11 protein-coding genes are annotated in these 14,206 nt (G+C 63.0%); 5 read left to right on the plus strand and 6 right to left on the minus strand.

The window, feature by feature from the left end; all coding sequences use genetic code 11:
- The first annotated feature begins 2 nt into the window (after nt 1–2).
- Nucleotides 3–449, plus strand: a complete 447-nt coding sequence (locus EEB11_RS10355; RefSeq protein ID WP_135431040.1) for an NUDIX hydrolase — start codon at nt 3–5, stop codon at nt 447–449.
- On the opposite strand, the gene EEB11_RS10360 is transcribed toward EEB11_RS10355, so the two are convergent.
- A complete protein-coding gene (locus EEB11_RS10360) occupies nt 437–1,708 on the minus strand; it encodes a PP2C family protein-serine/threonine phosphatase (RefSeq protein ID WP_135431042.1) in 1,272 nt (423 codons plus the stop codon). The two genes, EEB11_RS10355 and EEB11_RS10360, sit on opposite strands and share 13 nt — an antisense overlap.
- Nucleotides 1,709–1,829: 121 nt before the next feature.
- Between EEB11_RS10360 and EEB11_RS10365 the strand changes: the two genes are divergently transcribed.
- Entirely contained in the window at nt 1,830–2,210 is a 381-nt protein-coding gene (locus tag EEB11_RS10365; protein WP_245298859.1) for an Hpt domain-containing protein, read from the plus strand.
- A gap of 9 nt (nt 2,211–2,219) precedes the next feature.
- On the opposite strand, the gene ilvA is transcribed toward EEB11_RS10365, so the two are convergent.
- Nucleotides 2,220–3,467 carry a threonine ammonia-lyase IlvA gene (gene ilvA, locus EEB11_RS10370; RefSeq protein ID WP_135431044.1) on the minus strand — a complete coding sequence of 416 codons (1,248 nt, stop codon included), beginning with the start codon at nt 3,465–3,467 and terminating at the stop codon, nt 2,220–2,222.
- A gap of 126 nt (nt 3,468–3,593) precedes the next feature.
- Here ilvA and EEB11_RS10375 point away from each other — a divergent pair, with 126 nt between their 5' ends.
- On the plus strand, nt 3,594–4,817 hold the full coding sequence (locus tag EEB11_RS10375; RefSeq protein ID WP_135431046.1) for an argininosuccinate synthase: 1,224 nt from the start codon (nt 3,594–3,596) through the stop codon (nt 4,815–4,817).
- A 22-nt stretch (nt 4,818–4,839) separates the two neighbouring features.
- Here EEB11_RS10375 and EEB11_RS10380 read toward each other — a convergent pair whose 3' ends face one another.
- Together EEB11_RS10380 and EEB11_RS10385 are read right to left on the minus strand one after the other, a co-directional pair.
- Nucleotides 4,840–5,556, minus strand: coding sequence for a sulfotransferase-like domain-containing protein (locus tag EEB11_RS10380; protein WP_135431048.1), 717 nt, complete (start codon nt 5,554–5,556; stop codon nt 4,840–4,842).
- Nucleotides 5,557–5,610: 54 nt separating this feature from the next.
- Complete coding sequence (locus tag EEB11_RS10385) at nt 5,611–6,510, minus strand: D-amino acid aminotransferase (RefSeq protein ID WP_135431050.1); 900 nt, start codon at nt 6,508–6,510, stop codon at nt 5,611–5,613.
- Nucleotides 6,511–6,654: 144 nt separating this feature from the next.
- Between EEB11_RS10385 and msrA the strand changes: the two genes are divergently transcribed.
- Nucleotides 6,655–7,284 (plus strand): peptide-methionine (S)-S-oxide reductase MsrA, encoded by a 630-nt coding sequence (gene msrA, locus EEB11_RS10390; RefSeq protein ID WP_135431052.1) that lies wholly within the window; start codon nt 6,655–6,657, stop codon nt 7,282–7,284.
- Between the two features lie 34 nt (nt 7,285–7,318).
- Here msrA and EEB11_RS10395 read toward each other — a convergent pair whose 3' ends face one another.
- On the minus strand, nt 7,319–9,580 hold the full coding sequence (locus tag EEB11_RS10395; protein WP_135431054.1) for an NADP-dependent malic enzyme: 2,262 nt from the start codon (nt 9,578–9,580) through the stop codon (nt 7,319–7,321).
- 71 nt (nt 9,581–9,651) lie between these two features.
- Nucleotides 9,652–11,370, minus strand: a complete 1,719-nt coding sequence (locus EEB11_RS10400) for a glycosyltransferase family 61 protein (protein WP_135431056.1) — start codon at nt 11,368–11,370, stop codon at nt 9,652–9,654.
- 153 nt (nt 11,371–11,523) lie between these two features.
- Here EEB11_RS10400 and mutS point away from each other — a divergent pair, with 153 nt between their 5' ends.
- Nucleotides 11,524–14,127: a DNA mismatch repair protein MutS gene (gene mutS / locus EEB11_RS10405; RefSeq protein ID WP_135431337.1), complete on the plus strand. Its 2,604-nt coding sequence runs from the start codon at nt 11,524–11,526 to the stop codon at nt 14,125–14,127.
- Nucleotides 14,128–14,206 lie beyond the last annotated feature (79 nt).

The raw sequence follows: 14,206 nt of genomic DNA on the forward strand, positions 1-14,206 counted from the left end.
GCATGCGGCGCTACGGTGATCCCGCCCGACCGGGCCAGAAATATCGCCCCAGACCCGGAGTCTATGCCGTGCTGCTGAATGGCACAAAGGTGCTGACCACGCATCAGGCCGAGCCCACCCCCGAATTTCAGCTGCCCGGCGGCGGGATAGATCCGGGCGAACACCCGCTCCCCGCCCTGCACCGTGAGGTGTTTGAGGAAACCGGCTGGAAAATCGCCGTGACCCGCAAACTAGGGGCCTACCGGCGGTTTACCTATATGCCCGAATACGACAAATGGGCCGAAAAGATCTGCACCATCTATCTGGCCCGCCCGGTTCTGCGCCTTGGCCCTCCGTCAGAGGCGGGGCATACCGCCGTCTGGATGACGTCCGATCAGGCGCTGGATCAGATCGCCAACACCGGCGACCGCAGGTTTTTGTTTCAGGCGCTGCGTGATCAGCCGCGATAATCAAAAATGAGCCCCGACACATCATCTGGAAAATCCTCTGACCCCAGATGTGCCGCGAGATCCCAGATCAGCGCGTCCAGCAGCTGGCGCGAGTCCAGAGCACTGTTGGCACGGATCAGGGCGTCCAGCCCATCATCACCCAGTTCGTCACCACTGCGCGACGGGCATTCGGTCAACCCGTCAGACACCAGAAGCAAGCGATCCCCGGGAAACAACTGCGCCATTACCGGGTCATGCTCCGCGTCGGGCAAAAGTCCGATCGGCAGGCCACCGCTGCCCAGCCGGTCGATCCGTCCGTCCGCCCGCAGGATTCGCGGGTAAGGGTGGCCTGCCTGCACCATCGCCACCGCACCGCTGTTCAGATCAACCTGCGCATAGGCCATGGTGAAATACTGATCGACCTGCAGATCCTCCAGCATGGTGCGGTTGAACCTTGCCGCCACCTGTTCCGGCAACAACCGGTCAAACACGCCATCTGCCCGGCGCTGCAAAGCGATATTCTGGTCCGGGTCCGACCCTGACAGATACCCCGCCAGCCGTGCGGTAATCATGGCTGACGCCACACCATGCCCAGACACATCCAGCGAATAAAGCGCGACAACAGCCGCATCCAGTTCGAAAAACCCGGCCAGATCGCCACCCACCGGCCCCGAGGTGCGCAAGAACAGCGTCGCCGCCCCCCGCCCCCAGTCACGGCACCGGTCGCGCACCAGCGCCTGTTGCAGCTTGCGCGCTTCGATCAAATCGCGGTCCACAATCTGCTGGGCGCGCTGTAGTTCAGTCAATGTCGCGCCCAGAAGCCGGTTTTTCTGGACCAGTTCCTTGTGCATACTTACAATCCGCTCCCCCGCGCGCAGCCTTGCGTGCAGTTCATGCGCCGACACCGGTTTGGTCAGAAAATCATCTGCCCCCGATTCCAGCCCCGTGGCAATTTCCTCCTTGCCGGATTTGGAGGTCAGCAGGATGAAATAGGCATACCCCTCCTGCCCCAGCGCACGAAAGGCGGCACACAGATCAAGTCCGGACATGCCATCCATCATCCAATCCGACAGGATGATATCAAAGACCTCCGTCCGGCACGCCAGCAGCGCCGCCTCACCCGATTCCGCCTCTTGCACGGCATAGCCCCAGCGCGAAAGGGCTGCGATCAGCAGCATACGCTGCGCTTTGCTGTCATCCACGACAAGCACCTGCAAGGGGCGGACCGCCACGGCGGCCTCCTCCGGTAGGTCAGGGCTGTTCAAAGTCGTCAAGCTCATCAGATCACAGTCCATACAACGCAAGACACTGTCGCTGCGCAGAGCTTAAGCACCGATGAAAGCTAAAACTTTCCCTGTTAGCGTCGGGGACTTGATAACGAAGCCTTAAGATGCTGGGGTCATGATGGGGACAAGAACCATTCTGGGGGTCGCACAAACAGGATCGGGTGACATGATGATCGACTGGGCACGCGTGAACGATTTGCGGGCAGAGGTGGGGCACGACTCGTTTGACGAAATTGTTGCCCTCTTCCTGCAAGAGACGGATCAGGTGGTCACCCGCCTGCCTTCCCTCACCGACGCACAGTCGATGGAAGACGACCTGCATTTCCTCAAGGGCAGCGCGCTCAACCTTGGTTTTGCCCGTCTGGCTCAGGTTTGCCAGACCGGCGAACGCCGCGCCGCGACCGGCTCGGCCGATGTGGCGCTGGACAGCGTGATCAGCACCTATCACCAGTCGCGCGATGCCTTTGTGACCCGGCTGAAAGATCGCGCTGCCTGAGCGGGCCGCCTAGATCAGAAACTCTGACAAAATCCCGTCATTGGTGATGTCCCGATAGGGAAAGGCCGCCAGATCCAGCCGCGCAAACAGCTGGGTAAAATTCTCCGGCGCTTTTGTCTCAATTCCAATCAGAACCGACCCGAAGTTGCGCGCCGATTTTTTCAGATACTCAAACCGCGCGATATCATCTTCGGGCCCCAGCATCTCCAGAAACTCACGCAGGGCACCGGGACGCTGCGGCATCCGCAGGATGAAATACTTCTTAAGCCCGGCAAAGCGCTGCGCCCGTTCTTTCACTTCCGGCAGGCGTTCGAAGTCGAAGTTCCCGCCCGATGTCACACAAACCACGGTCTTGCCCCGGATCACCCCGGCCAGCTCTGGCAGCACATCCACCGACAGCGCCCCCGCAGGTTCCAGCACGATGCCTTCGACATTCAGCATCTCCAGCATGGTGATGCAGATCCGGTCTTCGGGGGCCAGAAGCACCTGCGCCGGATCAACCCAATCCAGCAGAGCAAAGGTCTTGTCCCCCAACCGCGCCACGGCCGCGCCATCCACAAAGCTGTTCACCGTTGCCAGCGTGTCGGGTCGCCGCGCAGCCAAAGCCGCCAGCAGGGACGCGCCACCCAAAGGTTCCACAAAGCGATAGGCCACATCCGGCGCCACAACCCGCAGATACCGTGTCACGCCCGATGACAACCCGCCCCCGCCCACCGGAAGAATCACCAGATCGGGATCGCGGCCCAGCTGATCCAGCATTTCCACCGCAACAGAAGACTGGCCCAGAATCACATCATCATCATCAAAGGGTGACAGGAAGTACGCACCCTGTTCGGTACAGAACGCCTTCGCCGCCGTCAGCGTCTGGTCGAAATAGTCGCCCGTCAGCACAATTTGCACCTGACCCGTGCCAAACACCCGCGTCTTGTCGATCTTTTGCTGCGGCGTCGTCACCGGCATGAAGATCGTGCCGCGCACCCCGAAATGCCGACAGGCAAAGGCCACGCCTTGCGCATGATTGCCCGCACTGGCGCAAACAAAGTGCTGCCGGCCCGGCTCCGCCTCGCGCACCTTGCGCATCGCGGTAAAGGCTCCGCGCAGCTTGTAGGACCGCACCGGCGACAAATCTTCGCGCTTCAGCCAGATGTCGGCATCAAAGCGCTGCGACAGGTAATCATTGCGCTGCAACGGCGTCGGATCAAACAGATCGCGCAGCGCGTCGGTGGCAAGGCGGGCATCTTTGACAAAATCGGTCATAGCCTTGGCATGCCGCAGCGCCACCGCTTTGGCAAGCGCGGCGATTTTGTATCCGATACGCCCGTGTTTCTTGCCCTTTGCCGCAAATCGCCTTAGACCCGCGCAAATCCCAAAGGGAGCGTGCGCATGTCAAACCCGAAAAAAGTCGTCCTTGCCTATTCCGGGGGTCTGGACACCTCGATCATCCTCAAATGGCTGCAAACCGAATACGGTTGCGAGGTGATCACCTTCACCGCCGATCTGGGTCAGGGCGAAGAGCTGGAACCCGCCCGCGCCAAGGCCGAATTGCTGGGCATCAAGCCGGAAAACATCCATATCGTCGACGTGCGCGAAGAATTCGTGCGCGACTATGTGTTCCCGATGTTCCGCGCCAATGCGCTGTATGAAGGGCTGTATCTGCTGGGTACCTCGATTGCGCGGCCGCTGATCTCCAAGCATCTGGTTGATCTGGCGCATAAACATGGCGCTGATGCGGTGGCGCATGGCGCGACCGGCAAGGGCAATGATCAGGTGCGGTTCGAGCTGTCGGCCTATGCGCTTGACCCATCGATCCGGGTGATCGCGCCGTGGCGCGAGTGGGATCTGACCAGCCGCACCAAGCTGATCGAATTTGCCGAAACCAACCAGATCCCAATCGCCAAGGACAAGCGCGGCGAGGCGCCGTTCTCGGTGGACGCAAACCTGCTGCACACCTCGTCCGAGGGCAAGGCGCTGGAAAACCCCGCCGAACAGGCCCCGGAATATGTCTATCAGCGCACCGTTTCGCCCGAAGACGCGCCGAACACACCTGAATACATTGAAGTTTCTTTTGAGCGCGGTGATGCGGTTGCGATCAATGGTGAAGCGATGTCACCCGCCACCATCCTGACCCGGCTCAACGAGTTGGGCGGCGCGCATGGCATTGGCCGGCTCGATTTCGTGGAAAACCGCTTTGTCGGGATGAAGTCGCGCGGCATCTATGAAACCCCCGGCGGCACCCTTCTGCTGGAAGCACATCGCGGGATCGAACAGATCACGCTGGATGCAGGCGCGGGCCACCTGAAAGACAGCATCATGCCGCGTTATGCGGAACTGATCTACAACGGCTTCTGGTTCAGCCCGGAACGCGAGATGTTGCAGGCGCTGATCGACAAGTCACAAGAACATGTGACCGGCACCGTGCGGCTGAAGCTCTACAAGGGCCTGGCCACCTGCGTTGGCCGCTGGTCCGACCATTCGCTGTATTCCGAGGCGCATGTGACGTTCGAGGACGACGCGGGTGCTTATGACCAGAAAGACGCCGCAGGCTTCATCCGCCTGAACGCCCTGCGCCTGAAACTGATCGCCAACCGCAATGCGCGGGTAAAATAGCCTTTGCCCTCAGGGGCTTGGCTTACATCCGAAGCTGTGCCAGCCGATCGTAATGTGGCAAAGCCTGCGCCACCAGATCGGCGTAGGCGCCGCCAAGCGCGGGAAGCGGGCCTTCGGCGCCTTCGAACCCGGTGGAGCGATGGACCGCGGCATACCAATGCGGGGCCCATGTGCCATCATGTTCGTTGCCGCCCGCGGGCCAGTGCAACATGCTGCGCGTGAAGGACAGCCCGAGCGCGCTGCACAGCTTGCGCAGCATCGCTTCGGGGTCGGCGCGAATATCGTCACTGTCGATCACAAGGGGGGCCGTCCCGCTCCACCCGGCAACCTCTTGATAAAGTTCAACTTGCTGGACAAAGCCGATGTCGTGCAACGTTGCGCCCTGACGCTTTTTGGCATAGCTTGCGACCACGCGGGCCGGGTGCCGGATCAGGAACACATTTTGGCAGGACCGCATCCAGCGCCGGTCAAACCCATCAACCATATGCAACGTCATGTGCTTTTGATAAAACACCGCCTTGCCCTGCGGGATCGGTCCCTTGCAGATCGAGGCGATCCGGTCCGGGTCGGTTTCGTTTTCCTCGATGATCTGCGCGCGCATCGGGTGGTCGATGCCGGTCGCTTCAAGATAGGCGGCGTAAAAGGGTTCATCCCAGACCAGGGTGTCATCCCGCGCGGCGAAAGCGTACATCAGGGCGGTCGACAGGTTGCGTGGCCCGGACCACATGGCGATTTTCATGGCTGATTTCCGTATGGTTCGTGTATGGCGCGCGTATGGCTTACGGACGTACGTTCATGCGCCGACAAGGGTCTTGTAAAGCCCGCGAATCCGCTCTGTCATCGGGCCCATTTCGCCGGTGCCGATCTGGCGGCCGTCGATCATGCTGACAGGCGTTTGCGCGCCGAAGGTGCCGGTGAGGAAGGCCTCGTCCGCGCCATAGGTGTCGACGAGGCTGAAGTTCCGCTCATACACCGGGATGCCATTTTCGCGGCACAGGTCGATCACTTTCTGACGCGTGATGCCGTTCATGCAATAGTCGCCGGTGCTGGTCCAGACCGCACCCTTGCGGACGATGAAGAAGTTGCAGGCGTTGGTGGTGTTCACAAAGCCATGCACGTCCAGCATCAGCGCCTCATCGGCACCGGCCTTTTCGGCGGCGATGCAGGCCAGAATGCAGTTCAGCTTGGAATGGCTGTTCAGCTTGGGGTCTTGCGTCATCGGCAGGCCGCGCAGGTGGGGCACGGTGGCAAGGCGGATCGGGCGGGGCAGCTTTTGGCGCGAGTGTTCCATGATGATCACCACCGTTGGCCCGCGCTGCGACAGTTTGGGGTGCTGGAAGGGCCGGGTCTTGACGCCGCGCGTGACCATCAGGCGGGCATGGGCGTCGGTGGTCATGCTGTTGGCGGCTTGGGTTTCCATGATGGCCGCAATCACCTGATCACGGGTCATTCCGATGTCGATGTCGATCGCCTTTGCGGCCTCGAACAGCCGGTCCATGTGTTCGTCCAGGAAGGTCCAGCGCCCGTTGTAAAGCCGCACGCCTTCCCACACCCCATCGCCCAGCATGAACCCGGAATCGTAGACCGAGACCAGCGCCTGATCCCTTGGCTTCAGCGCACCGTTGACCCAGATCAGGATGTGCTCATTGCGGGCGTCATCTTCGGCCTGATGGGTAGAAACGTGGTCGGTCATGCGGTCCTCCGGGTTTGGTGTAACGCTATGCGGGGCGGGCACGAAGGGAAAGGGGCAGCTTCACCTGTGCGTGACATCACACATGGGTGAGTGGACGGACGGCCCGCGCGGGGCAATCTGTGGCCAGTATTTCAGGAGCACGAGATGAAACGAATGATGTCTGTTGTGGCCGGTCTGGCCCTGTTGGTGCTGACCGCCACCGGGGGGGCGCAGGCTGCCACCGAGAAGGCCATTGTCGCCGGGGGGTGCTTCTGGTGCGTCGAATCCGATTTTGAAAAGGTGCCGGGCGTGCGGTCGGTGGTGTCGGGCTATACCGGTGGGACGATGCAGAACCCGACCTATCCGAACCATGAGGGGCATCATGAGGCGGTGGAGATCACCTTTGACAACAGCCGCATCACCTATGCCCAGCTGATCGCGATGTTCCTGCGGTCGGTCGATGTGACCGATGCCGGGGGCCAGTTCTGCGACCGTGGCCCGGCGTACCGCACCGCGATTTTCCCCCGGAACGCCGCGCAACAGGCGGCAGCGCAGGCGGCGGTGGCCGAGGCGCAGCAGGCGCTTGGGCAAAAGATCGTGACGCCGGTGCTGCCCGCCAGCACCTTCTGGGTGGCCGAGGCCTATCATCAGGATTACTACAAAAGCTCTGAAATCATCCTGACCCGCGCCGGGCCGAAGCAGAAGAAGAACGCCTATACCTTCTACCGTCAGGCCTGCGGGCGCGATGCGCGGGTAAAGCAGCTTTGGGGCAATCAGGCGGCATTCGCCAAGTGACCGAAGGCCCGCCCGTTGAGGCGGGCCTTTTGCTTTATTGGCCGATCTTGCAGGCGGCCATGACGGCCATGTTCAGAATGTCGTTCACCGTGGAATTGGTGGAACAGATCTGAATCGGCTTTTTCACGCCGGTCAGGATCGGGCCGATCACCGTGGCCCCGGCCATTTCCTGCATCAGCTTGACCGAGATGCTGGCCGAATGGCGGGCGGGGACCACAAGAATGTTGGCGGGCCCGGTCAGGCGGCAGAACGGGTAGTGCTTCATCTGGTCCATGTTGAGCGCCACATCGACGGTCATTTCGCCCTCGTATTCGAAATCGACGCCCATGCGGTCGAGCACGCGCGGCGCTTCGTGCATCTTGGTCGCGCGTTCCGACACCGGATAGCCGAAGGTGGAGAAGGACACGAAGGCCACGCGCGGCTCCAGCCCCAGGGACCGCGCCACGCCCGCCGAGCGGATGGCGATGGTCGCCAGATCCTCGGGTTCCGGCCATTCCTGCACCAGCGTATCGGCGATCAGGATGATGCGGCCCTTGTGCAAAAGGGCCGTGACCCCGACGGCACCAGCGGCGGCGGTGGCGTCGAAGACGTGGTTGATCAGTGACAGGATATGCGCCGATTTGCGGGTAACACCTGTCACCAGCCCGTCACCATGGCCGTGTTGCAGCATCAGCGCGGAAAATACATGCCGGTCGCGCGTCGCAAGGCGGTGGATATCTTCGGAGTCGTGCCCACTGCGCTGCAACCGGTTGTAGAGGAAGCCCTTGTAAGCCTCCAGATGCCGGGTGTTGGCGGCGTTCACCACCTCCAGCTCGCGCACGGCGTCGGCCAGACCGACGGCTTCGAGCTTTTCGCGTACATCCGGCTCGCGGCCGACAACGATGGCCTTGCCCAGACCGGCGCGCTGATAGGCGACGGCGGCGCGCAGCACGCGCGGGTCATCGCCTTCGGCAAAGATCATCCGAGCCTGCGCCTGTTTCGCGCGGGCATGGATGCCTTGCAGGATGCTGGCGGTCGGGTCCATCCGGCTTTTCAGCGTCTGCTCATAAGCCTTCATGTCGATGATGGGGCGCCGCGCCACCCCGGTATCCATTCCGGCGCGGGCCACGGCGGGCGGGATCACGTAGATCAGCCGTGGGTCAAACGGGGTGGGGATGATGTAATCGCGGCCGAACGACAGTTTGCGCCCGTAAGCCATCGCCACTTCGTCCGGCACATCCTCGCGTGCGAGGGCGGCCAATGCGCGGGCGCAGGCGATCTTCATCTCGTCATTGATGGCACGGGCGTGAATGTCCAAGGCACCCCGGAACAGGTAGGGAAAGCCCAGCACGTTGTTGACCTGATTGGGATAGTCGCTGCGCCCGGTGGCCACGATGGCATCGGGGCGGACGGCGTGGGCATCTTCGGGCGTGATTTCGGGGTCGGGGTTGGCCATGGCGAAGATGACCGGGTTTTCGGCCATGCTCGACACCATTTCGGGCGTTACCGCGCCCTTGGCCGACACACCGAGGAACACATCGGCCCCCACCATCGCCTCTTCCAGCGTGCGCAGGTCGGTGCGGGCGGCATGGGCCGATTTCCACTGGTTCATGCCCTCGGTGCGGCCCTGATAAATCACGCCCTTGGTGTCGCACATGATGCAGTTGTCATGTTTTGCGCCCATGGATTTCAGCAGTTCCAGACAGGCGATTCCGGCCGCCCCCGCGCCGTTCAGCACGATGCGGCAATCTTCGATCTTCTTGCCCGACAGTTCCAGCGCGTTGATCAGCCCTGCGGCACAGATCACCGCCGTGCCGTGCTGGTCGTCATGGAACACCGGAATGTCCATGATTTCCTTCAGGCGCTGTTCGATGATGAAGCATTCGGGGGCCTTGATATCTTCAAGGTTGATGCCGCCGAAGGTGGGGCCCATCAGGCTGATGGCCTTGATGATTTCCTCGGCGTCTTCTGTATCCAGCTCGATATCAATCGCGTTCACATCGGCGAAGCGCTTGAACAGCACCGCCTTGCCTTCCATCACCGGCTTGGAGGCCAGCGCGCCAAGGTTGCCCATCCCCAGAATGGCGGTGCCGTTGGAGATGACGGCCACCATATTGCCCTTGACCGTATAGTCATAGGCCAGTGCCGGATTGTCGGCGATGGCCTGCACCGGCACGGCAACGCCTGGGCTATACGCCAGCGACAGATCGCGCTGCGTGGCCATCGGGGTTGAGGCGATGATCTCGTATTTGCCGGGGCGGGGTTCGAGGTGATAGGCGAGTGCTTCTTCGGGGGTCACACGGTTTTTCGAGGACATGGGCCATATGTTCCTTGATGGGTCTGATCCGTCATAGCGGGGCAAAGGGCACCGCACAATCGGCGAGGCAGTCAAAGCAACTGCTGCACCCAGTCGCGGTCCTTTGCCAGTTCGGCGATGCGGTCGGGAAATTCGCTTTGCAGCAGGCGGATCGCCCAGACCTGCACCTGCGTCTTGCCCAGACGGCGCGCGCACCACAGGATCTGTGCCAGAACCTGCCAGCGGGTCGGATCTGCCTGCCGGGCTGCATAAAGCGCAATCAGCTCTGCCCGCCATTCCTGCCGCGCCTTGTGCAGCTCGGCCTGCGCCAGACACAGATCAGCGCTGCCCGGTTGCAGATCGGCGTGCCGGTCCAGGACCGCCTCTGCGGGCAAGATGTGGCCGGAGCGCAACAGTTGCCCCGCCAGAAGGGCCACATCCTGTGCCCGGGCAAGCCGTGGCACATGCCCGCACAGCGCGGCGACATAGGCCATGACGCGGCCCAGCCCCCGGTCTGACAGCTGCGGCGCAAGAATCCCGGCGGCGATGAAATCCGGCACCTCAAGCGGGGTGTCACTGTGGTGATCGGCGATGAAAGACACATAGCGACAGCGCGAGGCATGGGCGACCGGCCAGAAATCGGCCCAGCGGATTTGCGCGGTCTGCAGGGTGCCGATCTCTATCACAGTGGTCTGATCGCCTGCGAACAGCATGTTGGCAAAGCCCGCGCCATGTGCCGATATCATCACCTCGGCCTGCGCCATCAGGGCGATCTGCTCCAGCGGGGTCAGATCCTCGAAAGCCAGCGACCTGAACCCGAATGCCTCGAGCAGCTCCACCAGCGCGGGTTCGCCCTGCATCTGCCGGTCACGCGCCTGCCCCGGTTTTCGCGTGATATAGAACCGTTTTGGCAGATGGCTGAAATCGCGCCCTGCAATCGCCCGCAACCCTCGCGCCCGCAGCGCCAGAAGCGTGGTTTCCACCGTGTTCATCGCCAGCACCGCCCGCGTGCTGCGGGTGGCGCGGTGGCCGTGCCAGGACAGATCAGACAGCGCCAGCCCATCCAGTGACCCGACAACCTGTGGCGGCATCTGGAAATAGGTCCATTGAAAGCTGAAGGCCGACAGCACGCGCGGGTAATCTTTTGGCGCGCGTTCCAGCACCACACGATCGGCCAGTTCGGGGAACAGCGCGTCGATGAAGCCGCGCACAAAGGTGCGGGTCTTTTCGGGATGGTTGGGAAAGTGCAGATACACCCGGCCCGTGAAGGCGAGCCCGTCCAGCACACAAAGCTGGCTGAGCGTTTCGGTAAGAAAGTGGAAGTAGTTGAAAGTGTTGCGGCATTCGATGGCGAAATCCACGCCTTTTGGTACCACCCCCTGCGGCAGCACCGCGCCTGCATTCGCGGCCTGACAGGCGGCGAAATACCGGCCCAGCGCCGCTTCGGCATCTTGGCCGGGCCGGTCCCAGCCAAAGCGGTTCAAAAGCCGTGCGCCCGACGCGCCGTTCAGCAGGGCCTTGCCGCCCGCCGTGGCATGGGATTTGCGGAATGCCGCCGCCTCCAGCAGCACGGGCACCACATTCACTTCGGCCACCCGTGTGAAGGCCCGGTGCCGTTTGACCTGCCTCAGATGCGCGTCGATCCGAGCGTTCATGGTGTCATCATCCGATGCGGCGAACCCTTCGATCACGCCCGGATCGCGCAGCCGCCACCAATAGGCCGGGGGCACGACGAACCCGATGCCGGGGTCGCGCGCGGGGTTGAGGAACAGCGCCTGTGGCTCTGCCTCATCATCAACCTGATTGCGCACCCTGTCCCCCGACCCGCCTGCACTTGCTGTACCCTATCACGCTGCCCCCACAGGTCCAGAGCGATAGGCCTTCCCCCCACCGCGCCGGTTTTGTAGGGTCGGCCCGCAGCAGGGGGGCCATGTGTGCCGCAGGACGACGCCAATGTGACGCCGATGATGGCGCAATACCTTGAGATCCGGCAGGCCAACCCGGGGGCCTTGCTGTTTTATCGCATGGGCGATTTCTACGAGATGTTTTTTGACGATGCGCTGGCGGCGGCGCAGGCGTTGGATATAGCACTCACCAAGCGGGGCTTCCATCAGGGTGAGCCGATCCCGATGTGCGGGGTGCCGGTGCATGCGGCCGAAGGGTATCTGCTGACGCTGATCCGCAAGGGGTTTCGCGTGGCCATCGCCGAACAACTGGAAGACCCGGCAGAGGCGAAGAAGCGCGGGTCCAAGTCGGTGGTGAAGCGTGATGTGGTGCGGCTGGTGACGCCGGGCACATTGACCGAAGATGCGCTGCTGGATGCGCGGCGGCACAATTATCTGTGCGCCTGGTCCGAGGTGCGGGATCAGGCGGCGCTGGCCTGGGCGGATATCTCCACTGGCGAATTGCGGGTGATCCCCTGCCCGATGGCGCGGCTATCGCCGGAACTGGCGCGGCTTGCCCCGCGTGAGGTGCTGGTGAGCGAGGCGCACGACCGCGACCTTGCGGGGATTGCGGCCGACATGGGGGCGGCGCTGACGCCGCTGTCGCGTGGCAGTTTCGACTCTGTGTCGGCGGAAAAGCGGCTGTGTGCGCTGTTCGCCGTGGCGTCGCTGGATGCCTTTGGTGCCTTTGACCGGGCCGAGGTATCGGCCATGGGCGCGCTGGTCGATTACCTTGACCTGACCCAGCGCGGCAAGCTGCCGCTGCTGCGCCCGCCGGTGCGGGAAAGCGCGGGGGGTGCTGTGCAGATTGATTTTGCCACGCGGCGCAATCTGGAACTGACGCAGGCGCTGTCGGGTGGACGGGAAGGCTCGCTTTTGCTGGCGGTGGACCGGACGGTGACCCCGGCGGGCGCGCGGCTGCTGGAACGGCGGCTGTCGGCGCCGTCCTGCGACTTGGCCATCATCCGCGCCCGGCATGAATCGGTGCGGTTTTTGCTGGAACAGGGTCGGTTGCGCGAAGATCTGCGCGGCCATCTGCGCCGCGTGCCGGATATTGACCGCGCGCTGTCGCGGCTGGCGCTGGACCGGGGCGGGCCGCGTGATCTTGCCGCCATCCGCGCCGGGCTGGCGCAGGCCGGGGCGATGCAGCCGTTGCTACAGGGTGCGCCTGAGGTGCTGGCCGGGGCGGCAACGGCGTTGCTGGGGCATGACGAACTTGTTGGGCTGCTGGATGCGGCGCTGGTGGCGGAGCCGCCTTTGCTGGCACGGGACGGGGGCTTTGTTGCCACAGGATATGATGCGGAACTGGACGAGATCCGCACACTGCGCGATCAGGGCCGCTCTGTCATTGGCAAGATGCAGGCCGAGTATGCGGCGGCGTCGGGCGTGCCGGGGCTGAAGATCAAGCATAACAATGTGCTGGGCTACTTCATCGAGGTGACGACCACCCATGAAGACGCGATGCGCGCCAAGCCCGAGTTGTTCATTCATCGCCAGACCACGGCGGGGCAAGTGCGCTTCACGACTGTTGATCTTAACGCGATCGAGACGCGGATTCTGAATGCGGGCAACCACGCGCTGGAGATTGAAAAGCGGCACTATGATGCCCTGAAAGCGGCCATCATGGCGCAGTCGGGCCCCATCGGGGCCACGGCGCGGGCGTTGGCAGAGATTGATCTGGCGGCCGGGTTTGCCGATCTGGCGGTGGCGGAGGATTGGGCCGAACCCGTGGTCGATGACAGCCACGCCTTTACCATTACCGGCGGGCGGCATCCGGTGGTGGAACGTGCGCTGAAACGGCAGGGCGCGGGGCCATTTGTGGCCAACGATTGCGCGCTGACCGAGGCGAGCACGCCCGCGATCTGGCTGCTGACCGGGCCGAACATGGCGGGGAAGTCCACCTTTCTGCGGCAGAACGCGCTGATTGCGTTGCTGGCGCAGGCGGGCAGTTTTGTGCCTGCGACCAGCGCCCATATCGGGATGGTCAGCCAATTGTTCAGCCGGGTGGGGGCTGCCGATGATCTGGCACGCGGGCGGTCGACCTTCATGGTGGAGATGGTGGAAACCGCCGCCATCCTCAATCAGGCGGATGACCGGGCGCTGGTGATTTTGGACGAAATCGGGCGCGGCACGGCGACTTATGACGGGTTGTCGATTGCCTGGGCCACGTTGGAACACCTGCACGAGACCAACCGCTGCCGCGCGCTGTTCGCCACGCATTACCATGAGTTGACGGCGCTGGCGGGCAAGCTGGCAGGCGTGGAGAACGCCACCGTTGCAGTCAAGGAGTGGGAAGGCGATGTGATTTTCCTGCACGAGGTGCGCAAGGGGGCCGCTGACCGCAGCTACGGCGTGCAGGTGGCGCGGCTGGCCGGGCTGCCGCAATCGGTGGTGGATAGGGCGAAAACCGTGCTGGAGGCGCTGGAGAAGGGCGACAGGGATGGCGGCAAGCAGATGGCGCTGATCGACGATCTGCCGCTGTTTCGCGCGGCTCCCGCGCAGGCCACGCCCAAACCCGCCGCCAAAACCTCGGCCGTGGAAGCGCGGCTGCAAGGCATCAGCCCCGACGAGCTGACCCCGATTGACGCGCTGCGTCTGGTCTATGATCTGAAGCAGCTGCTTTAGCCGCCTCGTTACCAGAAATTCACACATCCGCAGGGGAACCGTCACACTCTGCGCCTATGCAGCGCCCAAGTGAATTGGG

Source organism: Pseudotabrizicola sediminis, from assembly GCF_004745575.1.
In the GTDB taxonomy this organism is placed as follows: Bacteria; Pseudomonadota; Alphaproteobacteria; order Rhodobacterales; family Rhodobacteraceae; genus Pseudotabrizicola; species Pseudotabrizicola sediminis.

What these genes read in the sequence shown, in the direction of transcription:
- msrA (WP_135431052.1), top strand. Translation starts at nt 6,655, where the DNA reads ATGAAACGAATGATGTCTGTTGTGGCCGGTCTGGCCCTGTTGGTGCTG.
- EEB11_RS10365 (WP_245298859.1), top strand. Translation starts at nt 1,830, where the DNA reads ATGATGGGGACAAGAACCATTCTGGGGGTCGCACAAACAGGATCGGGT.
- EEB11_RS10395 (WP_135431054.1), bottom strand. Translation starts at nt 9,580, where the DNA reads ATGTCCTCGAAAAACCGTGTGACCCCCGAAGAAGCACTCGCCTATCAC.
- EEB11_RS10360 (WP_135431042.1), bottom strand. Translation starts at nt 1,708, where the DNA reads ATGAGCTTGACGACTTTGAACAGCCCTGACCTACCGGAGGAGGCCGCC.
- ilvA (WP_135431044.1), bottom strand. Translation starts at nt 3,467, where the DNA reads ATGACCGATTTTGTCAAAGATGCCCGCCTTGCCACCGACGCGCTGCGC.
- mutS (WP_135431337.1), top strand. Translation starts at nt 11,524, where the DNA reads ATGATGGCGCAATACCTTGAGATCCGGCAGGCCAACCCGGGGGCCTTG.
- EEB11_RS10375 (WP_135431046.1), top strand. Translation starts at nt 3,594, where the DNA reads ATGTCAAACCCGAAAAAAGTCGTCCTTGCCTATTCCGGGGGTCTGGAC.
- EEB11_RS10385 (WP_135431050.1), bottom strand. Translation starts at nt 6,510, where the DNA reads ATGACCGACCACGTTTCTACCCATCAGGCCGAAGATGACGCCCGCAAT.
- EEB11_RS10380 (WP_135431048.1), bottom strand. Translation starts at nt 5,556, where the DNA reads ATGAAAATCGCCATGTGGTCCGGGCCACGCAACCTGTCGACCGCCCTG.
- EEB11_RS10355 (WP_135431040.1), top strand. Translation starts at nt 3, where the DNA reads ATGCGGCGCTACGGTGATCCCGCCCGACCGGGCCAGAAATATCGCCCC.